The sequence below is a fragment of the Dehalogenimonas sp. W genome, assembly GCF_037094495.1.
Lineage (GTDB): Bacteria > Chloroflexota > Dehalococcoidia > Dehalococcoidales > Dehalococcoidaceae > Dehalogenimonas > Dehalogenimonas loeffleri.
Genome location: NZ_CP146612.1, coordinates 1,030,036 through 1,054,155, shown reverse-complemented (window position 1 = coordinate 1,054,155; position 24,120 = coordinate 1,030,036). Strand labels below are relative to the sequence as shown.

The 24,120-nt window shown below is 54.0% G+C and carries 22 protein-coding genes, 1 other RNA gene and 1 pseudogene; 12 read left to right on the top strand and 12 right to left on the bottom strand.

Features of this window, described 5'->3' with window-relative positions; all coding sequences use genetic code 11:
- The first annotated feature begins 174 nt into the window (after positions 1–174).
- Entirely contained in the window at positions 175–381 is a 207-nt protein-coding gene (locus V8247_RS05455) for a type II toxin-antitoxin system HicB family antitoxin (protein WP_338736832.1), read from the top strand.
- Positions 378–602 (top strand): type II toxin-antitoxin system HicA family toxin, encoded by a 225-nt coding sequence (locus tag V8247_RS05450; protein WP_338736831.1) that lies wholly within the window; start codon positions 378–380, stop codon positions 600–602. Before V8247_RS05455 ends, V8247_RS05450 begins: the two co-directional genes overlap by 4 nt.
- Before the next feature lie 246 nt (positions 603–848).
- Here the strand turns inward: V8247_RS05450 and V8247_RS05445 are convergent, their stop codons facing one another.
- On the bottom strand, positions 849–1,775 hold the full coding sequence (locus V8247_RS05445) for a DUF2202 domain-containing protein (RefSeq protein WP_338736830.1): 927 nt from the start codon (positions 1,773–1,775) through the stop codon (positions 849–851).
- 417 nt (positions 1,776–2,192) lie between these two features.
- Here V8247_RS05445 and V8247_RS05440 point away from each other — a divergent pair, with 417 nt between their 5' ends.
- Both V8247_RS05440 and V8247_RS05435 read left to right on the top strand, forming a co-directional pair.
- Positions 2,193–3,128: an IS110 family transposase gene (locus V8247_RS05440; RefSeq protein WP_338736829.1), complete on the top strand. Its 936-nt coding sequence runs from the start codon at positions 2,193–2,195 to the stop codon at positions 3,126–3,128.
- A 254-nt stretch (positions 3,129–3,382) separates the two neighbouring features.
- The gene (locus tag V8247_RS05435; RefSeq protein ID WP_338736828.1) at positions 3,383–3,691 is read left to right on the top strand and encodes a hypothetical protein; all 309 of its coding nucleotides are present in this window, start codon (positions 3,383–3,385) and stop codon (positions 3,689–3,691) included.
- Positions 3,692–3,934: 243 nt separating this feature from the next.
- Here the strand turns inward: V8247_RS05435 and V8247_RS05430 are convergent, their stop codons facing one another.
- The 3 genes from V8247_RS05430 to V8247_RS05420 form a co-directional block, all read right to left on the bottom strand.
- Positions 3,935–4,168 carry a DUF2283 domain-containing protein gene (locus V8247_RS05430; RefSeq protein ID WP_338736827.1) on the bottom strand — a complete coding sequence of 78 codons (234 nt, stop codon included), beginning with the start codon at positions 4,166–4,168 and terminating at the stop codon, positions 3,935–3,937.
- Between the two features lie 9 nt (positions 4,169–4,177).
- Entirely contained in the window at positions 4,178–4,399 is a 222-nt protein-coding gene (locus V8247_RS05425) for a DUF4258 domain-containing protein (protein ID WP_338736826.1), read from the bottom strand.
- A 188-nt stretch (positions 4,400–4,587) separates the two neighbouring features.
- Entirely contained in the window at positions 4,588–4,815 is a 228-nt protein-coding gene (locus V8247_RS05420) for a hypothetical protein (RefSeq protein ID WP_338736825.1), read from the bottom strand.
- Between the two features lie 1,366 nt (positions 4,816–6,181).
- Here V8247_RS05420 and V8247_RS09140 point away from each other — a divergent pair.
- Positions 6,182–7,113: pseudogene (locus V8247_RS09140) on the top strand (IS110 family transposase).
- A gap of 100 nt (positions 7,114–7,213) precedes the next feature.
- Here V8247_RS09140 and V8247_RS05400 read toward each other — a convergent pair.
- Both V8247_RS05400 and V8247_RS05395 read right to left on the bottom strand, forming a co-directional pair.
- On the bottom strand, positions 7,214–7,495 hold the full coding sequence (locus tag V8247_RS05400; RefSeq protein WP_338736820.1) for a dehalogenase: 282 nt from the start codon (positions 7,493–7,495) through the stop codon (positions 7,214–7,216).
- A gap of 32 nt (positions 7,496–7,527) precedes the next feature.
- Positions 7,528–8,931: a reductive dehalogenase gene (locus V8247_RS05395; protein ID WP_338736819.1), complete on the bottom strand. Its 1,404-nt coding sequence runs from the start codon at positions 8,929–8,931 to the stop codon at positions 7,528–7,530.
- Between the two features lie 675 nt (positions 8,932–9,606).
- On the opposite strand from V8247_RS05395, the gene V8247_RS05390 reads away from it, so the two are divergent.
- Positions 9,607–11,385 carry a hypothetical protein gene (locus V8247_RS05390; protein WP_338736818.1) on the top strand — a complete coding sequence of 593 codons (1,779 nt, stop codon included), beginning with the start codon at positions 9,607–9,609 and terminating at the stop codon, positions 11,383–11,385.
- Positions 11,386–11,672: 287 nt separating this feature from the next.
- Here the strand turns inward: V8247_RS05390 and rnpB are convergent.
- Positions 11,673–12,041, bottom strand: an RNA gene (rnpB, locus tag V8247_RS05385) — RNase P RNA component class A.
- 196 nt (positions 12,042–12,237) lie between these two features.
- On the opposite strand from rnpB, the gene V8247_RS05380 reads away from it, so the two are divergent.
- The 4 genes from V8247_RS05380 (at position 12,238) to V8247_RS05365 (ending at position 15,975) form a co-directional block, all read left to right on the top strand.
- Positions 12,238–12,678, top strand: coding sequence for a universal stress protein (locus V8247_RS05380; protein WP_338736817.1), 441 nt, complete (start codon positions 12,238–12,240; stop codon positions 12,676–12,678).
- Positions 12,679–13,287: 609 nt separating this feature from the next.
- Positions 13,288–13,581, top strand: a complete 294-nt coding sequence (locus V8247_RS05375) for a DUF485 domain-containing protein (protein ID WP_338736816.1) — start codon at positions 13,288–13,290, stop codon at positions 13,579–13,581.
- On the top strand, positions 13,581–15,500 hold the full coding sequence (locus tag V8247_RS05370) for a cation acetate symporter (protein ID WP_338736814.1): 1,920 nt from the start codon (positions 13,581–13,583) through the stop codon (positions 15,498–15,500). The genes V8247_RS05375 and V8247_RS05370 overlap by 1 nt, the downstream gene beginning before the upstream one ends.
- 10 nt (positions 15,501–15,510) lie before the next feature.
- Entirely contained in the window at positions 15,511–15,975 is a 465-nt protein-coding gene (locus V8247_RS05365; protein ID WP_338736813.1) for a universal stress protein, read from the top strand.
- A gap of 80 nt (positions 15,976–16,055) precedes the next feature.
- Here the strand turns inward: V8247_RS05365 and V8247_RS05360 are convergent, their stop codons facing one another.
- Positions 16,056–17,009 carry an IS110 family transposase gene (locus tag V8247_RS05360; protein ID WP_375340885.1) on the bottom strand — a complete coding sequence of 318 codons (954 nt, stop codon included), beginning with the start codon at positions 17,007–17,009 and terminating at the stop codon, positions 16,056–16,058.
- Positions 17,010–17,656: 647 nt separating this feature from the next.
- Between V8247_RS05360 and V8247_RS05355 the strand changes: the two genes are divergently transcribed.
- On the top strand, positions 17,657–20,086 hold the full coding sequence (locus tag V8247_RS05355; RefSeq protein WP_338736811.1) for a DNA translocase FtsK: 2,430 nt from the start codon (positions 17,657–17,659) through the stop codon (positions 20,084–20,086).
- A gap of 55 nt (positions 20,087–20,141) precedes the next feature.
- A complete protein-coding gene (locus V8247_RS05350; protein WP_338736810.1) occupies positions 20,142–21,539 on the top strand; it encodes an MBL fold metallo-hydrolase in 1,398 nt (465 codons plus the stop codon).
- Between the two features lie 71 nt (positions 21,540–21,610).
- On the opposite strand, the gene V8247_RS05345 is transcribed toward V8247_RS05350, so the two are convergent.
- The 4 genes from V8247_RS05345 to V8247_RS05330 are packed head-to-tail and all read right to left on the bottom strand — an operon-like array spanning position 21,611 to position 24,006.
- Entirely contained in the window at positions 21,611–22,372 is a 762-nt protein-coding gene (locus V8247_RS05345; protein ID WP_338736809.1) for an ABC transporter permease, read from the bottom strand.
- Positions 22,369–23,304, bottom strand: coding sequence for an ABC transporter ATP-binding protein (locus tag V8247_RS05340; protein ID WP_338736808.1), 936 nt, complete (start codon positions 23,302–23,304; stop codon positions 22,369–22,371). The genes V8247_RS05345 and V8247_RS05340 overlap by 4 nt, the downstream gene beginning before the upstream one ends.
- Positions 23,282–23,533: a PLD nuclease N-terminal domain-containing protein gene (locus V8247_RS05335; protein WP_338736807.1), complete on the bottom strand. Its 252-nt coding sequence runs from the start codon at positions 23,531–23,533 to the stop codon at positions 23,282–23,284. Before V8247_RS05335 ends, V8247_RS05340 begins: the two co-directional genes overlap by 23 nt.
- Positions 23,530–24,006: an HIT domain-containing protein gene (locus V8247_RS05330; RefSeq protein WP_338736806.1), complete on the bottom strand. Its 477-nt coding sequence runs from the start codon at positions 24,004–24,006 to the stop codon at positions 23,530–23,532. The genes V8247_RS05335 and V8247_RS05330 overlap by 4 nt, the downstream gene beginning before the upstream one ends.
- Positions 24,007–24,120: the final 114 nt, after the last annotated feature.

The window sequence follows — 24,120 nt, the reverse complement described above, 5'->3', positions numbered from 1 at the left end:
AGCCGTCAGCAGTCAGCTTTCAGCTTTTTAGATCCCCGGCTGCCGCCGAGTCAGATTTCGGTTGATATTTAGGCAATACGGATTTATACTGGATATTGGAATCGTATACAGCTATAAACAACATATTTTCCTCCTGCCATGGCCTCGGCGGCCGGGTGAAATAAGGACTCTAGAATGAAAGAATTCACTGTTGTAATTGAAAAGGATGAAGACGGGTATTTTGTAGGCAGTGTTCCGCAACTCCACGGCTGCCATACCCAGGCCAAGACACTGGACAAATTAATGATCCGGATCAAGGAAGCCGTGTTGTTATGCCTTGAAACTGAAGATGATCTTGGGGAAGGGCTTCAATTCATTGGTGTTCAGAAAATAGCGGTATGAGCAGAATTCCGGCATTGACCGGGGAACGGCTGATTAAGGCGCTATCAAAGGCCGGTTTTTCAATACTAAGACAACGCGGTAGTCATGTGTATCTGGCTCATACGGACGGCAGGGCGACGGTGGTGCCGGTTCACAAAGGCGAAACCATTGGCCGCGGTTTGATGAAAAAGATCATGAGAGATACTGAACTTTCTCAAGCTGAATTACTGAAATTGTTGTGATTAGTTTTCAGTAGCTGTCAGCCTTCAGCTGCGAATATCTAAGCTCTAATTTCTAAATGTGACGAGTTGTCAACAGTCAGCGGTTTAGTTTACAGTGAACAGTTTACAGTAGACAGTAACCAGGAACGTGGATCCCACGCTTTCGCGTAGGATGACAAACCCCTGAGGGACCGAGATTGCCACGGCCGCCGCGGCGGCCTCGCAAAGACGGATGGGTGGGCAGTCAGCAGTCAGCGCGCACTTTGATCACCGCGTTAATAATATCTGAGACAGGGTGTCTTTATTAAATACCGCATCGCCGGAAACCCAATTATGTTCCAGGAGCAGATAGGATATTACTTCCCATTCATCCTGCTGGCCTCTTGTCGGCATAGTGGAAATCCGCGCCAGCAGGCCTTGGGCGTTCTGGTATGACGCTAAAATGGCAACACTGGAAGGCCCGGTAGATAAAGAGTTGCCGTGGCAGTTAAAGCAGTTACCGTTATAGGATAATTTACCTTTCAGCGCCAGTTCACTGAAGGTGGCAATCACAGGGGTACTGGTAGCGGTGGGGGTGGTCACCGTGGCAATAATCCGGTCAAACTCCTGTTGAGAGATGTGCTGCGGCTGGTATTCCACGCCCAGTTCTTTTAATTTGGCGGTAAATATCCCTAAATGATTCTCGGAGCCTTCGGTTAATTTATTGAAGGCGGAGACGATATCAAATTTATCTATTTTAGCCACGACTTCCGCGATGTCTATGATGTCCAATTCCTCAATCTCAGCTGCGGTAAGCAGGGCATCAATCTCTGAGGCTGAACCGCTCAGGATGAGGGCGTTGTACATTTGTTGCAGGTCACTGGTGCTGAACTCACCACTACCTTTGCCGGCAGCCGGATTAGCCAGGTTATATTTATCCATGAGTTCTTTCATGATATCCATGTGGGATTGCTCACTGCCGCTGATAACATTCAGGACAGGCGATCCCCAGGTGGTGTAGAAGTGCTGGTAGACATCCCTGGCTAACTTTTCCAGTTCATAGATATAAACGATGCCTTCTTTGTCAGCATCCGTGATGGCCGGAGTGGTGGGTGGGGGATTGTTAACATCAGCAGAGTCCTGGGAACACGCCGCAAGCACCAGCATGGAAACGAACGCAATCACCAACATGAGATAGCTGATTCTTTTAAACATCGCCCGACCTCCCCTGGCTTAAGACAACTTCCAACTCTTAACAAGAGCATCACTTACCCTGATATTATACTACTGAAAGCAAGCAAGGGCGGAGGGGCGAGCTGTCAGCCATCAGCAGTCAGCTTTTAGCTGCGAATATCTAAGCTCTAATTTCTAAATCCAAAACGTGACGAGCTTTCAGCTTTCAGCCATCAGCTATCAGCCTGGTTACCGGGCGGGCGAGGCATGCCTCGCTCCTTGTATCTTGAGACAGTGCTATCATTAAGTGAAGCGCGGCAGGCCGTTCGCCCCTTGGTCTTAAAGACCGTTCGTAGCATGGGTCGCCGCGCCGAAATACCTCTCCAGATCCCGAACAGTTGTCGGGGCGAGGATTCTCAGCCCGTATACGCAAGGAAGGGAGAGACAGGAGGAAATCTCATGGCAACGCTCTGTTATTTCGGCATCGATGTCTCCAAAAACCGCCTGGATGTGGCGGCAAACCCCGATGAGTCTTCATGGCAATTCTCCAATGATGAGAAGGGCATCAGCCAATTGCTGACCCTAATCAGCAAACACTCCCCGGAACTGGTGGTATTGGAGCCGACCGGCGGTTATGAAATCCCGGTGACCGTGGCTCTGGCCGCTGAAGGCGTAAAAGTGGTGGTCGTCAATGCCCGCCAGATCAGGGAATACGCCCGGGCAATAGGCAAATTGGCCAAGACAGACAAGATTGATGCATCGGTCATTGCCAGTTTCGCGGCGGTCATCAAGCCGGCAATACGGCCGGTGAACGATGACCAGGCCTTGAGGCTCAAGGCTACAGTAAGCCGGCGCCGCCAGTTATCTGATATGGTCAAAGCGGAGACTTCCCGTCTGGACAAACCTTATCATGAAGAAATTAAACTCCACATTCTTGCTCACATCGCATGGTTGCGTGAGGAACTCAGCCGCATAGACGATGATTTGAAGCAGATGATTCAAAACAGTCCGGTATGGCGTGAAAAGGACGAGTTGTTAAAGAGCGTGCCGGGCATCGGTAATGTACTGTCTGCGGTTATTCTGGCTGAATTGCCTGAACTGGGCACCCTGAATCGTAAACAGATAGCAGCTTTGGTTGGCGTGGCACCATTCAATAGAGACAGCGGAGCCATGAGAGGCAAACGAATGATTTGGGGAGGCCGGGCCACGGTCAGGGCTGCACTTTACATGGCGGCCCTGGTAGGTATTCGGTACAATCCCTTAATCAGCGAGTTCTATTATCACCTCCTGAGCCACGGTAAAGCGAAAAAGCTGGCACTGGTCGCTTGCATGAGACGTCTACTTACCATCTTGAATGCAATTATCAAACACCGTACTGAGTGGAAATATGCCTAACCAAGACAGTTGCTACGGAAATTCCAAATCCCAAGCACTAAATCTGCCATTAGATAGTCCACAGTAGACAGTAAACAGTTCAGTAGCTGTCAGCCGTAAGCAGGCAACGGTCCATTTTCAGTAATCAGTGGTTCGGGCGGTTTGATTTAGGGGTTGATTATCCTGAAAAATAGGTAAGACTACGAATATGATTTCACAATGGGCGTGTTGTACCATCAATAACGGACACTAAAAAAGAAAGGGGATGGACGAGCATGATTGATTTAACCAGCTTACGCCCAGGTCAGACTTACAAGGTTAACGGAATCAAGGGCAGCCCGTCCTTTCATAAATGGTGTAACCGCATCGGGCTGGTGATGGACAACGAGTTTGAGATTACCAGGGTAATCCCTGTGGTTCTCAACCCTGATGATGTTAACCGACCGATAACCTGGATAGAATTTTTAGTCAATGGTCATCTGATCAGGTTATCCCCCGATGAATTCCGCTGTTTGACCGTGGAACCCGGTTCTTTGCCGATGATGGCCTTCGCCGGTACAAGATCGTCAGTGAGTGTAGCCTGACGAGCGGGCAGCTTTTTAGTTTACAGTGAACAGTTGACAGTTTTCAGTAACCAGGAACGTGGATCCCACGCTTTTGCGTAGGATGACAGGCCCGCTGGGCAGGGAATTCCAAATCCCAAGCACTAAAAATGGCAGTTTACAGTTGACAGTTGACAGTCGGCAGTAGGCAGTAACGGGCAATACTACCAATACTACAAATTTCCAATATTTGAATAAGAGTACCGGGATTGCTTCGGCGGATGTTTAAACCAGCACCTTGAAACATTGTTGTGCGAGTAATTCATCAATCTCAGGGCGTCGGGGGAGGTCCATGGTATCAATACCACGGCTGACGCATAACAGCTCAACACCGATAGGCCGGTCTTTGGAGTCATAATCCACACGGCGCAGATCATCTAATTCCTTGCCGTAGGCATACTTGCCCTGCTTGAATTTGATATATATGGCGTCGGCTTCTTTATCGTATTGAATCAACATGTTGTCTCCTTAATCGGCGGCGGTGATGATGAAGTTACTACTGTCCCTGGAAACCACGATTTTTATCCGCCTGCCGCCGGGGAAAGCTACCTGGATAATGTTGCCCTTTGGGTCTGAACGGGTTTCCTCCGGATTGTTCAGAACAAACTCAACTTCAGCTTTGGTGATGTGCCTTTCCATCATACGTTCAATAGCATGAAGGGAGTAATGAGGGAGTTTATCGGGAGTCAAAGCTGTGTAGTAGTCCCTTTCACACGATTATTTAACACCAGGGGGAGTGCTATGTCAACTACCAAAACGCCCGGTTTGTGGTTTTCAGTAATGAGGACGTGGATCCCACGCTTTCGCGTAGGATGACAGACTCCTTTAGGAACCGAGATTGCTTCGTTGCGGGTTGCAGGGACGAGGGAATAAGGACGCTAGCCGGCGTCGGCGGGTTTATTGAGGACCTCGTCCACCAGGGCGGCGGTGATATCCAGACCGTTTAAATCAAGCGGCAAGCCCATGGCCCGGAGTTCCGCGTAGCCCAGGCCGCGATATTTACGGCGCGCGGCGGTACGGCACATTTCGTCGTAGAGATCCAGCCATTCATGTCCGGCACGCTCAGCGCAGTGGAGGACAAATTCGTGAAGATGCGGGTGAGTCATATGGGGGGTATTATAACCGGTGCTATTGATGGCGGTGCAATGTCGTTCCGGGGGATTCTCAAGGATTTAGTGGACTGATGTCCACCCCTAATGCCCTATTGCCATCTGATTATCTCGCATTCTTTTAATATCAACACGTTATGGCAAGGGTGGACAGGGGGAGGCCCGGCTTTTAGCCGGGAATATCTAATCCCTAATTTCTAAATTCAAAACAATATCAAATTTCAAATATTAAAGGATCAAAACCTGACGAGCTATTAGCCATCAGCAGTCAGTTATCAGCTTTTTTGGATTCCCGGTTTTCGCCGAGGACGACAGGCCCGCTGGGCAGGGAATTCCAAATCCCAAGCACTAAAGGTGGCAGTTTACAGTTTACAGTTGACAATCGGCAGTTATCAGTAACCAGGAACGTGGATCCCACGCTTTCGCGTAGGATGACAGGCCCGCTGGGCGGGAAATCCCAAGCTCTAAGCATCAAATAACAAACTTGGCAAGCTATCAGCCATCAGCAGTCAGCTTTCAGCCTTTTTAGTTTTCAGTAAACAGTAACCGGGGACGTGGATCCTACGCTTTCGCGTAGGATGACAGAGCGGAAGTGGGTTTTAGATTGCCACGGCCGCCAGGGCGGCCTCGCAATGACGGAGGGGAGCGAGCTGTCAGCCATCAGCAATCAGCTGTCAGCTTTTTAGTTTACAGTAGACAGTAACGGGAAATACTACCAATACTACAAATACTACCAATTTCCAATATTTGAATAAGGGAACCGAGATTGCTTCGGCGCAGGCTCGCAATGACGGAGGGGAGCGAGCTGTCAGCCATCAGCAATCAGCTGTCAGCTTTTTAGTTTACAGTAGACAGTAACGGGAAATACTACCAATACTACAAATACTACCAATTTCCAATATTTGAATAAGGGAACCGAGATTGCTTCGGCGCAGGCTCGCAATGACGGAGGGGCGAGCGAGCTGTCAGCCATCAGCAATCAGCTGTCAGCTTTTTTTTAGTTTACAGTAGACAGTAACGGGAAATACTACCAATACTACAAATACTACCAATTTCCAATATTTGAATAAGGGAACCGAGATTGCTTCGGCGCAGGCTCGCAATGACGGAGGGGAGCGAGCTGTCAGCCATCAGCAATCAGGTTTCAGCCTTATTACCAGGCGGGCGAGGCATGCCTCGCCCCTTGTATCTTGAGACAGTGCTATCATTAAGTGAAGCGCGGCAGGCCGTTCGCCCCTTGGTCTTAAAGACCGTTCGTAGCATGGGTCGCCGCGCCGAAATACCTCTCCAGATCCCGAACAGTTGTCGGGGCGAGGATTCTCAGCCCGTATACGCAAGGAAGGGAGAGACAGGAGGAAATCTCATGGCAACGCTCTGTTATTTCGGCATCGATGTCTCCAAAAACCGCTGGATGTGGCGGCAAACCCCGATGAGTCTTCATGGCAATTCTCCAATGATGAGAAGGGCATCAGCCAATTGCTGACCCTAATCAGCAAACACTCCCCGGAACTGGTGGTATTGGAGCCGACCGGCGGTTATGAAATCCCGGTGACCGTGGCTCTGGCCGCTGAAGGCGTAAAAGTGGTGGTCGTCAATGCCCGCCAGATCAGGGAATACGCCGGGCAATAGGCAAATTGGCCAAGACAGACAAGATTGATGCATCGGTCATTGCCAGTTTCGCGGCGGTCATCAAGCCGGCAATACGGCCGGTGAACGATGACCAGGCCTTGAGGCTCAAGGCTACAGTAAGCCGGCGCCGCCAGTTATCTGATATGGTCAAAGCGGAGACTTCCCGTGGACAAACCTTATCATGAAGAAATTAAACTCCACATTCTTGCTCACATCGCATGGTTGCGTGAGGAACTCAGCCGCATAGACGATGATTTGAAGCAGATGATTCAAAACAGTCCGGTATGGCGTGAAAAGGACGAGTTGTTAAAGAGCGTGCCGGGCATCGGTAATGTACTGTCTGCGGTTATTCTGGCTGAATTGCCTGAACTGGGCACCCTGAATCGTAAACAGATAGCAGCTTTGGTTGGCGTGGCACCATTCAATAGAGACAGCGGAGCCATGAGAGGCAAACGAATGATTTGGGGAGGCCGGGCCACGGTCAGGGCTGCACTTTACATGGCGGCCCTGGTAGGTATTCGGTACAATCCCTTAATCAGCGAGTTCTATTATCACCTCCTGAGCCACGGTAAAGCGAAAAAGCTGGCACTGGTCGCTTGCATGAGACGTCTACTTACCATCTTGAATGCAATTATCAAACACCGTACTGAGTGGAAATATGCCTAACCAAGACAGTTGCTACGGAAATGCCACGGCCGCACGGCAGAAAAGGAAAAGGGGAGGCGCGGTGCGCCTCCCCTTTTCGGATACAACGTTTTTCTGTGTCTTACGACTTTGAGGCCGAGAGACGCCAGCCAAAGAGACCCAGGAGGATGACTCCGGGAACGATGAAGAGGGCGGCACCCATTACGGCGGCGGTGGGGTACATTTCAGCCATAGTACCGACATAGTGCTGGATGGCCATCAGTACCAGCAGCAGACCGATGGCGCCCAGTCCCCAGACCCACCAGGCCGGTTTGGCATCATTCTTTTTGATCCAGCCGAAAAGCTGAACCAGGCCGAGAACGATTACGGCGGTAATTACTATCCACAGAGGTGTTAGTTCCATATTTTAGCTCCTTTCAAAAGTAAATTATCAGTTTAGATGAATTTGGGATTGATGCCGTACAGGTACTCTTCATTCTCCCACCAGGTCCGCGGATCTTTGTTGCCGTAGTGCATGGCTTCTTCCATGTTGGCAAAGAAGCCGTTGAAGATCGGGGTGATGGAAGAAGTACCGGCTACGAACTCGTGAATGAAGCTGGAGCGGCCCGACGAGTTGAACGGGCAGAAGGCCTGACAGGCGGTACAGTTAGCGCATTTAACGGTGTTAAGACGCCAGCCCTTGAACCCGTCCGGGCTGTAAGGCACGCCGGTATCGGCTTCCTTCAGGGATTCCCAGGAAGGATCTTCCAGCGACAGCGCGCCGAAGGCACAGAATTTGGCGCAGGTGGCACAGGTCAGACAGAACCGGGATATACCGGCGTCAATCGGCTTGGTGGGCTCCAGGGGCAGGTCGGTCAGCATGCGGCACATACCGCGTACCATAGAACCCAGTTCCGGGGTGATGACCGCAAAACCAAAGCGGCCGTGTTCACCGGCGCCGGACAGCACACCGAAGGGATTGGATGACGCCATCTCGCCGCTCCAGGCGTTGATGCCGTGGTAACCCAGGCCGCGAATGAATTCCTGCATCTGAACGGAGATGAAAGGTAAGCGGCTGTAGGCCATATTGCTGGCGCTTTGACCAAGGGTGGAAGGCTCGCGCAGGGTCAACTCGGTGGCCTGGAGGTGGGTCCAGGTAATCATGTATTTGAATCGGTTGGGAATGATGTATTCCGTCGCCGTTTCTTCAACATCGGCGACATCACGGAAGACATAAGCCTTACCATTGGATTCTTTTTCAAAGATCAGTTTCTTGGTGTCTTCATCAAGTAAAGTAACGCTCAGGCTGGAAGCACCGAAGAAGCGGGAAGCGTGACGGAGCAGGCGGATATTCTCTTCAGGGCTGCCTTCCCAGCGCGCCATGTTGCGGTCAGCCGGGGTCGGGGAGTTTTGATAGCCCATGAACATGGTTTTGCCGGCGGGGGTGTAGTAGTTGTAGAAGCGGAGCGCCAGAGTGGCGCCGCTCATGGCCAAGTCCTGAATACTGTCAGCTTCCCAATCCGGGGCGGCGTGCTGAATGACTGATTTCTGTAACTCAGCAAAATGTTCCTTGTTGTAAACGGCAGTGGGATGAGTGCTGTTGCGATAAGGGAAAGTGGAGATCTTGGAGCGGTCCGGTCTTTTAACCAGACTCCAGTCGATTTCCAAGGTGGCCGGATTGCCAAAATCATTTTCCTTGACCCACCAGGCGCGCTTAAGTTCGCCGCCGGCGGAGGCCGTGACTTCGTCCAGGTCATGGAAGCCGGGATTAGCGACTGTGGCGGCGCCGAGTCCGGCGGCCGACAGACCGAGCCCTTTCATGAAATCACGGCGGCTTACCGTGTGATGGAATTTACCCATATTACCCTCTCTTTCTTAAAATACGAATGTTGTTGGTATTTGTCAGTTGAAACAAAGCTATATTCTATTGCTTCATCCCCTCCTTCTCTATTCTATATTTCAACTTACTATCATTATAATAACAGAATGTTAATTTGGGTATCCGCCAACATGCTTAGTTTTAGTAAGAGTATGATAACCAGGGAGTAAATAACGGGTTAACGGAGTCATAAATCTTAACGATGGTGAGCTTTCAGCCATCAGCAATCAGCTTTTAGCTGCGAATATCTAAGCTCTAATTTCTAAATCCAAAACAATATCAAAATTCAAATATTAAAGGACCAAAACGGGGAACCGGGATTGCTTCGGCAAAGCCTCGCAATGACGATGAGGTGAAGCTGTCAGCAGTCAGCTTTCAGCCTATTTAGTTTACAGTAGCCAGTGAACAGTAATGAGAAACCGGGGACGTGGATTACCCGCTTTCGCGGGTAATGACAGAATGGAAGTGGGTTTTAGATTGCCACGGCCGCCAGGGCGGCCTCGCAAAGACAACAAAATAGGGGGGACCGGGATGGCCGACAGTGGCGATATATTGAACCGGAAGGGACTTTTATTTGACTGTATATAGGTCTAAAGATATAATACCGCTCGATGAAGCAGGGATAGTCTGGGTGGGGCATTCCGGAGTCACATCAAATGAGCCGAACGAAACAGATATATCTGATAGCTTTCTTCTTCCTGTTGATGCTGACGGCAGCCTTTGCGGCCGGATGTACCACCGAACCGGAACCCGAACCGCTGCCGGCCCAGGTTACCGGAACCCTTGAAGAGATTAACGGCAACACTATTACCATTCTAAACGAAGCCGGCGAATCTCTGTCCTATGAGACTGCTGAATACCTCTGTTACTGCCATACCCAGATTAACGATGTCCACTCTTCCCAATTGGGAATCACCACTCAGCCTTTGAACCACCTGCCCCGCGGCACCGCGGTGACGCTCAACCTGGAAAACGGGGGCACACTGGTGACTAATCTGCAATCCGTGCTGAGTGATAATCCGCACGAATACATTTCCTGGCAGGGAGTGGACACCTGCCTGTCCTGCCACATTGAAGAAGCCAAAGACATGCATGAATCCGTCCATTATCAGTGGGCCGGAATCAGCCTGGGCACTGCCCAGGGAACCACGATCGGGCCGGCACTGCAAGGTAAGATCGCCGGGGCGTTCAACACCTTCTGCATTAACATTCTGGGCAACTGGGAAACCTGCGGGAATTGCCATGTAGGTCTGGGACTGGAGCCGACGGCGGAACAAACCCAGGAACAACTGGAGAACATTGACTGCCTGATCTGTCACCAGCAGGCCTACAAACGGGTGGAAGTGAACGGTATTTTCCAGCCGGATACGGCAAAAATGACGATAACCATGGACGAAGCCGCTCAGACCGTTCACCGCCCGGTGAAAGCGAATTGCCTCCAGTGCCATGCCAAGGGCGGCGGGGGTGATTCCCTGAAACGCGGCGACCTGTCACTGGCTCATGCCGTTACCGGCGATGTTAATTTTGACGTCCACATGGCGACCAACGGGGCCAACCTGGAGTGCGTGGACTGCCATATTTTCAATGATCACCGGGCGCCGGGCCGGGGCAGCGACCTGAGAGTAAGTGATTCTCTGATAGTGCCGCAATGTACCGATTGCCACGAAGATAAACTGACTTCAACCGGCCACAAAGTCCAGGGGGTCAACAACCATGTTGATAAAGTAGCCTGCCAGACCTGCCATATACCGATTTACGGCAAGAATGCCGACGATACCGCCGCTTCCGAGGCGACGGAGACACACCGGACCTGGCTGGAGAATGAATATACCGGCACCAAATATGAACCGGAACTCCATCTGGCCAACGACGTTACACCGGTTTACCTTTTCTGGAACAAAAACAGCTATATGTATAATATGTACGATCAGGTCGTTGAAAATCCACTGACCTGCCACATATCCATCAGTCGACCGCTGGGGGCGCTCAACGACCCGGCCAGCAAGCTGTACGCTTTCAAATACAAGACTTCAGAGCAACCGTACGCCCCGAATCTGGGCCAGTTGATCGCTCTGGATACCAGTGTGTTCTTTAAGACGGGCGACGGCAATGCGGCCGCTATTGCCGGGTTGGTCAATATGGGTTACAGCGCCTCTGAATTGGTGGAATGGATCATCGCCGATGAATACTTGATGCTGAACCATGAAGTGGCCCCGAAAGAGGAAGCCCTGCTGTGTGGCGCCTGCCATGAAAGTACGGCCAGGATTGACCTTAAGGCTCTGGGTTATGTGTTGAAGGATTCCACTGACGTTGTGTGTACCCAGTGTCACGCGGACAAGTCCGGCGAAAACCTGAGCTACTACCGTATGCACCAGTTGCATTCCGAAGAAAAGGGATACGACTGCGCTAATTGTCATGGCTTTACAAGGAAATAGGCGGCGGCAGTCAGCTTACAGCCTATTTAGTTTACAGTAGCCAGTGAACAGTAATGAGTAACCGGGGACGTGGATCCCACGCTTTCGCGTAGGATGACAGAATGGAAGCGGGTTTTTAGATTGCCACGGCCGCCAGGGCGGCCTCGCAATGACGATGGGGAGAGAGCTGTCAGCAGTCAGCTGTTTAGTTTGCAGTTGGCAGTTGACAGTAGACAGTAGACAGTAACCAGGGACGTGGATTACCCGCTTTCGCGGGTAATGACAGAAAAGGGGCGGGCGAGGGGGGATTGCCAAGCAGAGCTATAAGCCGAGTTCTGTACCATTCCGAAGAAGGGCGGCAGCCATCTATCTAGGCCTGACGTTACCGGCAGGCTCGTGCGGCCAACCCGGGAACAGCGCGGACACACGCCATATGTTCCCCTATTTGGCCTTGCTCCAGGCGGGGTTTTCACGGCCGGACGGTCTCCCGTACGCCGGTGAGCTCTTAACTCGCCATTTCACCCTTGCCCGCACCCCTTGCGGGGCCGCTGGCGGTATGTTTCTGTTGCACTTTCCATAGGGTCGCCCCTCCCGGGGGTTACCCGGCGCCCTGTCCTGTGGAGCTCGGACTTTCCTCCCCGGCAAATAAATGCCGCGGCGGCTGCCCGCTCTGCTTGGCGGGCTAACTGTATCGCAAAGATGGTTTTATGTCAATTGTGCCGGGGACTGACAGCACAAGATGTAATTGGCACCGGGGGCCCTGATTATTGTATGATACCGTGGTTTTCCAAAGGATTAGGACTCAGGTCACGCTCCACGTCAGGTTTTGGCCGAGGTCGGACGAAATATCAAACGTAAAGGACACCAATCCGGATGTACAAGAAGATACTGGTACCCCTTGATGGTTCTAAGACTGCCGAAGGAGTACTGCCCCACGTCAAGGCGCTGGCTTATTCCGAAGCCGCCGAGATTGCCCTGCTGAATATTGCGGCCAATCCGGCCCAGGAGTTCGCTTTTGAAGATCCAGCTATTGCCGCGGTAACCGTGGCGGAGCAGAGCCAGAAGGCCGTTACCTATATGGATAAGATTACCAAAGAGATGAAGGCCGCCGGTTTCAAGGTGTCTGCCCACCTGCGCGAAGGCTCCCCGGCCAACACCATCATCAAGATGGCGGAAGAGTTAAATGTGGACATCATTGCCATGTCCACTCACGGCCGTAGCTGGCCGGCTAACTGGCTCATCGGCAGTGTGGCGGAGCGGGTGGTGCGGCATTCCCGGATTCCGGTGATGATGATACGGGTGGGGAAAGAGTAAAGAGTTTTCAGTTTACAGTAGACAGTTATGAGTACCGGGTAAATACTACCAATACTACAAATACTACCAATTTCCAATATTTCAATAAGGGAACCGGGATTGCTTCGGCAGAGCCTCGCAATGACGGGGCGGGCGAGGCATGACTCGCCCCTACGGCGAGATTGATAGTAATCAGTAGACAGTAGACCGTTTACAATAATGGGGAGTGGATCCCCGGCGTTCGCCGAGGATGACAGAATGGAAGTGGGTTTTAGATTGCCACAAGCGCTTACGCGCTTTCGCAATGACTGGGGGAGAGCGAGTTTTCAGCCGTCAGCAATCAGCTTTCAGCTATGGGGCACCGAGATTGCTTCAGAGCCTCGCAATGACGGTAGAAGTTGGCAGTAGACCCTGCCGGGAAATCCTAATATCAAATACCAAAATTATAAGGACCGAAATAACACACAAATAACCGGAGGTAGTGAGGGGAAGAGGGGCGTTGGTCGGGACATGCCCGGCCCGGTTATCAGGAGCCAGTAAGACTAAACACAAAACCATAATAAATCATATTACCCCCGCACCAGTATTCACGCTACCAAAAATTTCTTTTCTTCAAGGAGGCGTTTTTTTATGAACCACGGACCTTCAACGGATTGGAAGGTGGAAAAATCCGGGTCGTACAAGTCCAAACTGGGGCTGATTATGTTTGCCATTTTCACCCCCATCTACATGGGCTTTGTACTGATGAGCGTCATCAGCCCGTCGTTCATGGCCACCGATGTCGGTGACCTGAACATTTCCATCGTCTATGGCTTCTTCATCATCATCCTGGCAATTGTCCTGGCCGTCGTCTACAACAAGCTTTGTTCCAATAAGGAAAAACATGACGACCCGGTGACTCACGAACGGGAGGATAAGGTTTAATGAATTACTCCGCCGAACCTTTGGCAGTCATTATCTTTATCATGTTTGTCCTAGCGGTGCTGGGTATCTCCTATTGGTTTGCCCAGCGCGCCAAATCAGCCTCCGGCTACTTTGCCGCCGGCGGCAATATCCACTGGTCGGTCAACGGCATTGCCTTTGCGGGCGATTATCTCTCCGCCGCCTCCTTCCTCGGCATCGCCGGCATGATTGCCCTGTACGGTTTTGACGGCTTCCTCTATTCCATCGGCTTTTTGGCCGGTTGGATGGTGGCCCTCTTTGTGGTGGCCGAGCCGCTCAAGCGCATGGGTAAGTACACCTTTGCCTCGGCCATTGATGCCAAATTCAAGTCCCGCGGTGTGGTTTTCGCCGCCGCGGTGTCCACCCTGGTGGTGTCCCTGTTCTACCTGATTCCTCAGATGGTGGGCGCCGGGGCGCTGATTACGCCGCTTTTGGGCCTGCCTTTTGAGGCCGGTGTGCTGATTGTCGGCAGTATCGTTATTCTCATCGTCGCCACCGCCGGCATGGCTTCCACCACCTGGGTGCAGTTCATCAAGGGCGGACTGCTGGTGCTGTTTTCCCTGATCCTGACGGTGCTGCTGCTGGTCAACGGTTTCTCCACCGCCCCCGGCGACCCGGACAGCCCGCTGAACAACCTGCAGACGCTGGAACTGACCAATACCACGCCGGGCAGTCTGGCCGTGGCCGACAACTCCTTTACCCTGCTGGAAGAATTCACCGTCAACAACCGCACCTTTGTTAAGGCGGAACACAACGGCCTGGTTAACTACTGGAAACTGGAAGCCGCCGACGGCGTGCTGACCCAGGCGCAGTCTATTGTGACCTCCCCGACGGGGACCGACATGTACAACGGCGCGCCCAAGGAGGAAGGCCTGTTCTTCCCGGTGGGTCACCTGAGTGAGATTGAAGGTCAGGTTAATGCCGAGACCGGGCCGGTGAACCTTTTCTCCTTCTTCGGTGTCATTAAGGACAGCGAAGTCATCCGCTGGGGCAGCCAAAAGATTCAGGACGGCGAGGCGACCGCCACCGTCTATTACCAGGTACCCACTCAGGGCGCCGATATTTTGGTACCGGGACAGAAATTCAAGATTGACCCGGCCAAGGGCGCCAGCACCGCCGACCGGGTGAACTTTGTGTCGCTGATGCTGTCGCTGTTCCTGGGCACCGCGGCGCTGCCGCATATCCTCATCCGGTATTACACCGTGCCCAGCCCGGCCTTTGCCCGTAAATCCACCATTGTGGCGGTGGGGGCTATCGGCCTGTTTTACCTGCTGACCTTCTTCCTGGGCCTGGGGGCGATGACCAGCGGGGTCATTGACCTCACCAACGAAAATATGTCGGCGCCGTTGCTGGCGCGAGCTTTCGGTATCGGCATCTTTGCCATTATCTCCGCCATCGCCTTTGCAACGATTCTGGGCACGGTCAGCGGCCTGATCGTGGCGGCCTCCGGTGCGGTGGCCATTGACCTGGCCCACAAGACGCTTAAAGTCAAGATGTCGGATAACGCTATGGTACTGGTCGGGCGGGCCACCGCCATCTTTGTCGGTATACTGGCCATGGGACTGGGGCTGGCCTTCCAGCATATGAATGTATCGTTCCTGGTGGGCTGGGCCTTTACCATTGCGGCCTCAGCCAACCTGCCGGCGATTATCATGATTCTGTTCTGGAACCGGGTAACCGCTCAGGGCGTGATTGCCTCCATCATTGTCGGTCTGGTCGGCTCACTGACGATGATTCTGCTGTCGCCGGACGTGTTCACCCAGGTCTATAAACTGCCGGCCGCCGATGCGCCGATGCCCATCAGCCAGCCGGCCATCATCTCCGTACCGCTGGCCTTCCTGACACTGGTGGTGGTGTCTCTGTTGACAAAGAAAAAAGACATGCTAGAATCCAAGGTATAAGGAGGGCGCGATGTACGAACGAATCTTAGTCCCCCTGGATGGCTCCAAGCTGGCGGAAACCGTGTTGACCAACGTGGAAGACATTATGGTCAAGATGGCCCCGGAAACGGAATCCGAAGTCACGCTGCTGGAAGTGGTCTCCGGACTGACTTACAACGCGCTGACCCGGGACCGCCGCGCCCAGGTGCCGCTGGAAGAACATGAACTGGAAGAGGTTAAGGCTGAGGCGATGGCTTACCTGAACCAAACAGCCGCCCCGCTGAAAGCCAAGGGTATCAAGGTTACTACCATGGTGGCGGTCGGCGATGTGGCCGAGGAGATCGTTAAGGCGGCGCATGAGGTTAAGGCTAATATCATTGCTATGTCCACTCACGGCTTCTCCGGCATCAAGCGCTGGGCGCTGGGGAGTATCGCCGACCGGGTGGTCAAAATCAGCGATATTCCGACGATGGTGATCCGGGCGAAGGGGGGTTAGCTTTTGGCCTTCAGCTGTCAGCTATTTGGGTTACGGTTTACAGTAAGCAGTTTACAGTAGACAGCAACTGTAATGGAATCCTAATGACAAGCAACCAACGGATGCATGATTTGGGCGTTCCAGACAGTCCTGTTTTTCAGCATAGCGTTCAATATACAAAGCAATTTACGCATACAGGCCACCAGGGCTACCTTGCGCCGTTTGCCCGAGTCCACCAGGCGTTGATAGAATTCTCTCAGCAAAGGGTTCCAGCGAACAGCTGAAAAAGCAGCCATGTAAATAGCAGCGCGTACGCTGCTTCGGCCTCCCCAGATAGACCGTTGGCCTCGCCTTTGACCGCTGTCACGATTGAATGGCGCCAAACCACATAATGCCGCAATCTCTTTACGGTTCAGGTTGCCGAGTTCAGGCATGTCAGAAAGCAAAGTCAGAGACAGGTTAGGACCTACTCCAGGTACGCTTTGCATGATATCGCTTTTCTCTTTCCACTCAGTGTTGCTTTCTATCATGCTCCCCGACTCTTTGTTGATATCATCCAGTTCCTGCTCCAGCCAGCTAATATGCTGTTTAATCCGTTCTTTTACGGTATGGTTTGCTTGACCCAGGCGGTTCTTTTCCGCCGTCAGCATAGCTACTACCTGCCTGCGCCGGGCCATGATCGCCGCCAGCTTCTGAGTGTCTTCATCCGGCAAAATCCGGGGTGACGGCTTAATGGTGGCGGCAAAACGAGCAATGACTCTGGCATCCAGGCCGTCCGTCTTGGCCAGAAGACCGGTAGAGCGGGCAAAGTCTCTGATATGGCGGGGATTGACCACCGCCACAGAGAAACCGCGGGCGCTCAATTCATAAGTCGCTGCGACTTCGTAACTGCCGGTGGACTCCATGACGATCAGGCTGGGGGATACTTTACGCATCAGATTGGCCAGCTTCTTGATACCATTTTCGTCGTTAGTAAAGGTCCAGTGCTCCTTGTTTTCGTGTACCGCTACATCAATGGTGGCTTTGGAGATATCGATGCCGACAAAACTTTCCATTTCCATGCATCTCCTTTTTCCCTTATCCCATCCTTGCAGATACGGGCTTTAATGGCCCATGCAACTGTTCGGGCTTTCCGGGCTTATTCGGGAGACGACCCCGCTGTCTAACGGTGTTGGAGCACCTAGTAATCATCGGTCTGTCTCCCGTTAACAGATATTTTACTATTTAGTTAAAGATACAAGTAACCCAGAAACGTGGGCCCCTGAAATAGAGTTGAGAGAAGCCCGCCGGCAAATGCCGGCGGGCTTCTTTGTGTTCAGGCAGGTGTTAGCCATCGGCAGTCAGCTGAAAAATCCTAATCTTAAATTTCTAAATCCTAAACAATATCTAAATTCAAATATTAAATGACCAAAACAGGGACCGAGATTGCTTCGCTGCGGCTCGCAATGACGCGGCGGGGGCGACTGGCAAATCCTAATATCGCTGGCGGGCTATCAGCTTTCAGCTTTACAGTTTACAGTTACGAGTATCGGATAGGTCAGGCTATTCTTGCAGGATTGCCACAGGCGCGGGTGCGCCTTGGGAAAGACGTTGGGGGCCGGAACTGCTTCGGCGCTTCAAACCGGAATCCGGGCTGGTGGTAGAATGGCTGGTGTAATAACTCTTTACAATCTCGGCTCCGGCTGATAAACTCTAGGCGTTTATGTCAATTAAGAAGAACGATAAAGCTAAACCGACTGCCAAAACCAAGGCGGTCAAGGCCAAACCGGCCGTGCGCAAACCGGTAAAGACGGTCAAAACCGCCCGGGCGGCGCGGCCGTATAAGCCGGCCGGCGGCAAGAACGGCGCCGGTTCGTGGTTCGGCTGGGCGTTGCTGATTGTAGCCCTGGCGGCGCTGGTTATCTGGCAGCGCGCACCGGTGGAAACCTTCCTGAATCAACTATTCTCCGGCACCGCCGCCGTTTTCGGCTGGGGTCTGCTGCTGGTAATTCTGGGTATCATCATCGCCATCGCCATTTTCAAACGTGAGGCAGTGGCGGCCTTTGCCCGCAAGACGACTTTCATCTACTGGTATCGCTGGCTGGGGGCGCTGGTTCTCCTGCTGGCCGGCTGGGGACTGCTGGCACTGGGTGGTGCCGGGGGCAGCTTCGGCCTGGCGATTATCGGCTCCGATACCGGTGCCGGCGGCTGGGGACGGGTTATCGGGCTGGTGCTGGCGGCCTTTGTCTTGCTGGTGCCCGCCGTGGCCTGGGCGGCCATCAAGGGGCTGGGTAATGCCGTGTCCCGGCCGTTCCGGGTGCCCAAAGAAGCGCCGCAGACCGAAGGCAGCGCCTTCCGCACTTACCCGCCATCACACAGCCTGCCGCACCGTCAGGGGCAATTCCGGCCGTCAATGACAACTGCCCGACCACATCCGCCGGGAACCAAACCGCCTCAACCGCCGGAAGCCACGGCGATACCGTCCTCTATTTTCGTGGAGAGCGATGTTACGACCCCGGCAAAGGGCGAAGGCGCTAAAGCTAATGCGGCCGAAGCCGGTCAGGCAGCCGATAAAAAAGAACCGGAAGACAAAGAAGAGGAAGTGCGTGACCTGAAGCAGGTGGCGCAGGACGTCTGGCGCAAATACGGCGAAACCGCCTCCCTGCTGGCGACGGACGGCTGGCGGCTGCCGCCGATGGATATTCTGGATTATACCCCGGAGATTGAATACGGCGAGGCTGACAACCAGCAGCGCGCCCGCATGATAGAAGATGCCCTGGGCAGCTACGGCGTGGAAGGCACAGTGGTGCAGATCAACGCCGGGCCGACGGTCACCCAGTTCGGCGTGGAACCGGGCTGGGACCGCCGCATTAAGGAAATCAAAGAAAAGGACAAGGACGGCAACACCATCACCCGTCAGGTGGAAACCGGGCGCACCCGCGTCAAGGTGGACCGCATTTCCTCACTGGCCAATGACCTGGCGCTGGCGCTGGCGGCACCGGCTATCCGCATTGAAGCACCGATTCCGGGCAAATCACTGGTGGGTATTGAAGTGCCCAATACCCTGCTGGGCAGCGTGTCCATGCGCACGGTGATGGAAACCACCGCTTTCCAAAAACTTAAAACCAAGGCACCGCTGGCGGTGGCGCTGGGCAAGGGCGCCGGCGGCGAAGCCGTGGTGGGCGACCTGGCGAAAATGCCGCATCTGCTTATTGCCGGTTCCACCGGTTCCGGCAAGACGGTGTGCCTGAACGCCATCATCTGCGGCATCCTGATGAACAACACGCCCAGCGAGGTCAAATTCATTATGATTGACCCCAAACGGGTGGAACTGACGCCCTATAATTCCATGCCCCACCTGGCGGCGCCGGTTATCGTGGACGTTGATAAAGCTATCGGGGCGCTCAAGTGGCTGGCCGGCGAGATGGACCGGCGCTACAAGCAGATGGCTAACGTGGCCGCCCGCAATATTGACGCTTATAATAAAAAGGCCGGCGAAGAGAAGATGCCATATCTGGTGCTGGTGATAGACGAACTGGCTGACCTGATGATGGCCGGTCTGGATGATGTGGAACACCTGCTGTGCCGGCTGGCGCAGATGGCCCGTGCCGTGGGCATCCACCTGGTGGTGGCCACGCAGCGGCCTTCGGTGGATGTTATTACCGGCTTGATCAAAGCCAACTTCCCCACCCGCATCAGCTTTGCCGTCACCTCGCAGGTGGACTCCCGCACCATTCTGGATTCGGTGGGGGCCGAGAAACTGCTGGGCCGCGGCGATATGCTGTACCTGCCGACCGACGCCGCCAAACCCAAACGCCTCCAGGGCTGCTTTGTGTCCGACCTGGAAAGCGAACGGCTGGTGTATTTCTGGAACGGTCAGAATCCGGAGCCGCAGGCACCCATTCTCAAGATTGAAGATATTCCGGCGGCGACGCTGCCCGGCGGGGCGGTGGATACCGTGCACAGCCGGGACTCTCTTTTTGATACCGCCATGAACTTGGCGCGGCAAACCGGCACCGTGTCCGCCTCCTTCCTGCAACGCAAGTTGCATATCGGCTACCCCCGGGCCGCCCGACTGGCTGATGAAGTGCGGGAAGCGCTGGAAGATGAGCTGGATGACGGCGGGGCGGAAGTGCCGGAGGACGATTACTAACATCCCCGCCCCGGCTTGATTTGTGCTAACCTCGGTTTTAGGCTATCTTATATTTATGCCTAAACTTACTTTCCTCGGCGCCGCCGGCAACGTGACCGGCTCCCGCTATCTCTTTGAAGACACCAATACCCAGCTGCTGGTGGATTGCGGTATGTACCAGGAACGTGATTTTCAGTCCCGTAACTGGAATCCGTCACCGCTGGAACCATCACTGATTGATGCCGTCTTCCTGACCCATGCTCATATTGACCATTGCGGCCTGCTGCCCAAATTGGTGCACGACGGCTTCAAAGGCCCGGTGTATGCCACCGACGCCACCCTAGAAATGGCGGAGGTAATGTTGCTGGATTCTGCCCGCATCCAGGAAGAAGACGCCGACAACAAGAAACGCCGCCATACCCGTGAAGGCCGCCGCGGCAAGACGCCTTTTCCCGAAGAACCGCTCTATACAGTTGAGGATGCCCAGGCCTGCGTGCCGCTGTTCCGGCCGCTGGAACGCAATAAAAAGCTGAAACTGGACGGCATCTCTGCCACCCTGTTCAATGCGGGACACGTCATGGGGTCGGCCATGGTGTACCTGGAATTTGAGTCCGGCGGCGAGGCGCGCACCATCTGTTTTTCCGGGGATATCGGCCGGCCTGACCGGCTGCTTCAGGACGCGCCGGACGCGCCGACCAAACTGGACTATCTGGTGATGGAATCCACCTACGGCGACCGGGAACACCCGCCGGCCGAGGACGTCAAAGCCAGACTGGGTGCGGTCATCAAGGAAACCGCCGAACGCGGCGGCAACATCGTGATTCCCGCCTTTGCCCTGGAACGCACCCAGGAACTGCTGTATTTCCTGAAAACAATGTTTAAGGACGGGAGCATCCCTCAGCTCCCGGTTTTTGTGGACAGCCCGATGGCTATCAGGCTGACTGAGATTTTTTCCCGGCATCCGGAACTCTGGGGCGGGGATATTGAAGGCTTCAAGAAGGGGTCTCCATTTGAATTTCCCGGCCTCACGTTGACCGGCTCCGCGGCCGATTCCCGCGCCATCGCCAAAGAAAAGGGCTCCAGCATCATCATCGCCGGTTCCGGCATGGCCAACGGCGGGCGCATTAAGCACCACCTGGTTAATAATATCTCCCGGAGTGAAAACACCATCCTGTTCGTCGGCTACCAGGCCCGCGGAACCTTGGGGCGGGTGATTGTCAACGGGGCTGATCCGGTGCGCATTTTGGGCCATGAGTATGAGGTAAGGGCGAAGGTTGAGCAACTGCACGGCCTGTCGGCCCACGCCGGACGCACCGAGCTTTTGAACTGGGCATCGCAAATACTCGAGGCGCCGCGGCGTATTTTTATAACCCACGGGGAAGAGGAAGCCGCCACCGCTGTTGCCGGGGAGTTGCGCCGACGCACCGGCTGGGAGGTCAGCACACCGGAGTACCGGCAGAGTTTTGAACTGTAAAAAAAATGCAGAACCGTTCATCTCAAAGATGAACGGTTCTGCTTTTCGTTATCTGCCTTTTTGAGACCTGGTTAAATCTCTTTCCCTTTCAGAATCCACGCGGCCAGCCAGGTACCGCCGATTATCAGCACCACCGTTACCGCCAGCGCCAGCCATTCAGCACCGCCGGACTCACCGGCCGCCAGATGGTTGCCCCAGCTGGTCAATGAGCCGGGCATGACCCGGCCGACCCAGGGCACGGCACCCAGGCCGGCTCCGGCCAGTAAAACCGCGATAGCTGCGCCACCGGCGGCCAGGGAATTTTTGAACACAGCAGAGAAAATCAGGGTCACGTTGATACAGAACATAAGATAGACGGCAAGCAAGGCAGTCTGGCCGATAAAGCCGCCGAGATTACCCTCCTCAATCAGCAGCCAGGTGTAGCCGTAGGCCCCGATGCCGCCGAGCACCAGACCGATGATAAAGCTGAAGCTGATGGCCAGCATTTTAGCGGTAACGAAAGCGCCGGTACCGACGGGTTTGGACAAAGTCATGGCCGCGGTGCCGCTGCGGCGCTCAGCGGCGATAGCACCCATAGTCACCAGAACAGCCACCAGCAGCCCCATCTGAAGCGCCGTGGCCGAATACTCCGTCAGTGCCTGAAGCGCGGTCGGCGGCGGTAGTTCAATAGTGCCCAGGTCTTCCCCGGCCAGTTTGATTATCTCCGGGAGATACTTAATCATCACCGGCGTCAGCAGACCGAAGAATAGAAAGATACCGGAGACGATTAACAGCCGGAAAGTGCGGAATTGTTCCCGCCATTCCTTGGACAGGAGCGTCTTAAAGCCGTTCATGATGCTTTGACCACCTCAACGAAGATATCTTCCAGACTGGGCTGGGTCAGCTCATACCGCAGCAGTGTCAGACCGCTGGCGGCGATCAGCCGCGGCAGTTCACGGCGGGCGACGGCCACGTCATCGGTGGTGACGCGGGCGGTCGGGGCACCGTTGCTGACCACCCGTTCGGCTTTGACGAACCACGGCTGCTTTTCCAGCGATACCATAAACGGCGCAAAGTCCTCGGCAAACTCCATTTCAAAAACCGAGCGGGCGTATTTGGTCCGCAATTCTTCAACGGTAGAAGTGACCACCAGCTTGCCGTTATTGATAATAGCGACCGAGTCACAGACCCGTTCCACATCAGACAGAATGTGGGTGGACATGAAGACGGTAGCCTCTTCCTTAAGCCGACTGATCAGATCCAGTACATCGCGCCGGCCGATGGGGTCCAGGGCGCTGGTCGGTTCATCCAGAAACAACACTTTGGGGTGATTAAGCATCGCCTGAGCGATACCAAGCCGCTGTTTCATACCGCGGGAATAACCGCCGACCTTGCGGTTGCCGGCTTTTTGCAGTTCCACCACGTCCAGCAGTTCAGCGGCGCGTTTTTTCAATTCCCGATAGTCCATGCCGTACAGTTCACCGGCGAAATACAGATATTCAGTGCCGGTCATCCAGTCATAGAAAGCCGGGACATCGGGCAGGAAGCCGAAGTTACGGCGGACGGCAACTGAACTCTGGAACACTTCCTCACCGCAGATAAAGGCGCGGCCGGCCGTCGGCCGGGACAGGCCGGTCAGCATTTTGACCGTGGTGGTCTTGCCGGCGCCGTTGGGGCCCAGAAAACCGAAAACCGCCCGCTCCGGCACTTCCAAGTCAAGATTATCAACCGCGGCAATGCTGCCGAAATGTTTGGACAGCCCTTCAGTTTTTATAGCCGGAGTCATACGGGCCCTCCTCATTCTCACCGTGGCGGCCCCAGACCAGATAGATGATGGGACCAATCAGGTTCAGGAAGATGATTATCAGCACCCATACCACCTTGCTTTCACCCTTGACCTTTTGTCGCTTGGACAGGTCCAGCAAGGCCACCACCACCAGCACCAGTTCAATGATGATGATCGGTATCAGTAGCGGCAACAGGTCCTTAATCAGCGCCAGATCAGCTTCGCTCATGATAATTGCTCCTTCAATTTGTTATAAGTGGCTTCCAGTGATTCGTTGATGACCCTGGTTTGGCCGATAACCGGCATGAAGTTGGTATCACCGACCCAGCGCGGTACGATATGGCAGTGCAGATGGGCGTCCACGCCGGCACCGGCCGCCTTACCCAGGTTAAAACCGACATTTAAGCCTTCCGGTTTCATGGCTGCGGTGAGTACCGTCTCGCACCGAGTGACCAGTTCCATAATTTCCTGACGTTCTGCTGCGGTCAGCGCCGCCAGCCGGTCAACATGCCGGAGGGGCACCACCATAAGGTGCCCGGCAGCGTAGGGATAAGCGTTCATAATGACGAAGGCCGTTTCACCCCGGTACAGAATCAGGTTTTTGGCATCATCCCCGCCGGCCGGCAGATCGCAGAAAATACAACCGTCGCCTTGATAATTTTCAAATAACTTCGCCCGCCAGGGCGCCCACAATTGTTCCATAGTCTGCCTGCCATTATTTCGCTATTTTACGAAATACTATACTCTTCATCGCATTAGTGTCAAGCCTGATAATACACTGGATTCACTCCGGCGACCACGGCCGCCAGGCTGGTT

Bases quoted from the DNA above. Each gene is read 5' to 3' on its own strand.
- V8247_RS05340 (WP_338736808.1), bottom strand. From the start codon at position 23,304: ATGACTCCGGCTATAAAAACTGAAGGGCTGTCCAAACATTTCGGCAGC.
- V8247_RS05445 (WP_338736830.1), bottom strand. From the start codon at position 1,775: ATGTTTAAAAGAATCAGCTATCTCATGTTGGTGATTGCGTTCGTTTCC.
- V8247_RS05435 (WP_338736828.1), top strand. From the start codon at position 3,383: ATGATTGATTTAACCAGCTTACGCCCAGGTCAGACTTACAAGGTTAAC.
- V8247_RS05345 (WP_338736809.1), bottom strand. From the start codon at position 22,372: ATGAACGGCTTTAAGACGCTCCTGTCCAAGGAATGGCGGGAACAATTC.
- V8247_RS05380 (WP_338736817.1), top strand. From the start codon at position 12,238: ATGTACAAGAAGATACTGGTACCCCTTGATGGTTCTAAGACTGCCGAA.
- V8247_RS05440 (WP_338736829.1), top strand. From the start codon at position 2,193: ATGGCAACGCTCTGTTATTTCGGCATCGATGTCTCCAAAAACCGCCTG.
- V8247_RS05350 (WP_338736810.1), top strand. From the start codon at position 20,142: ATGCCTAAACTTACTTTCCTCGGCGCCGCCGGCAACGTGACCGGCTCC.
- V8247_RS05360 (WP_375340885.1), bottom strand. From the start codon at position 17,009: ATGGAAAGTTTTGTCGGCATCGATATCTCCAAAGCCACCATTGATGTA.
- V8247_RS05370 (WP_338736814.1), top strand. From the start codon at position 13,581: ATGAATTACTCCGCCGAACCTTTGGCAGTCATTATCTTTATCATGTTT.
- V8247_RS05390 (WP_338736818.1), top strand. From the start codon at position 9,607: ATGAGCCGAACGAAACAGATATATCTGATAGCTTTCTTCTTCCTGTTG.
- V8247_RS05420 (WP_338736825.1), bottom strand. From the start codon at position 4,815: ATGACTCACCCGCATCTTCACGAATTTGTCCTCCACTGCGCTGAGCGT.
- V8247_RS05395 (WP_338736819.1), bottom strand. From the start codon at position 8,931: ATGGGTAAATTCCATCACACGGTAAGCCGCCGTGATTTCATGAAAGGG.
- V8247_RS05375 (WP_338736816.1), top strand. From the start codon at position 13,288: ATGAACCACGGACCTTCAACGGATTGGAAGGTGGAAAAATCCGGGTCG.
- V8247_RS05400 (WP_338736820.1), bottom strand. From the start codon at position 7,495: ATGGAACTAACACCTCTGTGGATAGTAATTACCGCCGTAATCGTTCTC.
- V8247_RS05450 (WP_338736831.1), top strand. From the start codon at position 378: ATGAGCAGAATTCCGGCATTGACCGGGGAACGGCTGATTAAGGCGCTA.
- V8247_RS05365 (WP_338736813.1), top strand. From the start codon at position 15,511: ATGTACGAACGAATCTTAGTCCCCCTGGATGGCTCCAAGCTGGCGGAA.
- V8247_RS05355 (WP_338736811.1), top strand. From the start codon at position 17,657: ATGTCAATTAAGAAGAACGATAAAGCTAAACCGACTGCCAAAACCAAG.
- V8247_RS05330 (WP_338736806.1), bottom strand. From the start codon at position 24,006: ATGGAACAATTGTGGGCGCCCTGGCGGGCGAAGTTATTTGAAAATTAT.
- V8247_RS05455 (WP_338736832.1), top strand. From the start codon at position 175: ATGAAAGAATTCACTGTTGTAATTGAAAAGGATGAAGACGGGTATTTT.
- V8247_RS05430 (WP_338736827.1), bottom strand. From the start codon at position 4,168: ATGTTGATTCAATACGATAAAGAAGCCGACGCCATATATATCAAATTC.
- V8247_RS05335 (WP_338736807.1), bottom strand. From the start codon at position 23,533: ATGAGCGAAGCTGATCTGGCGCTGATTAAGGACCTGTTGCCGCTACTG.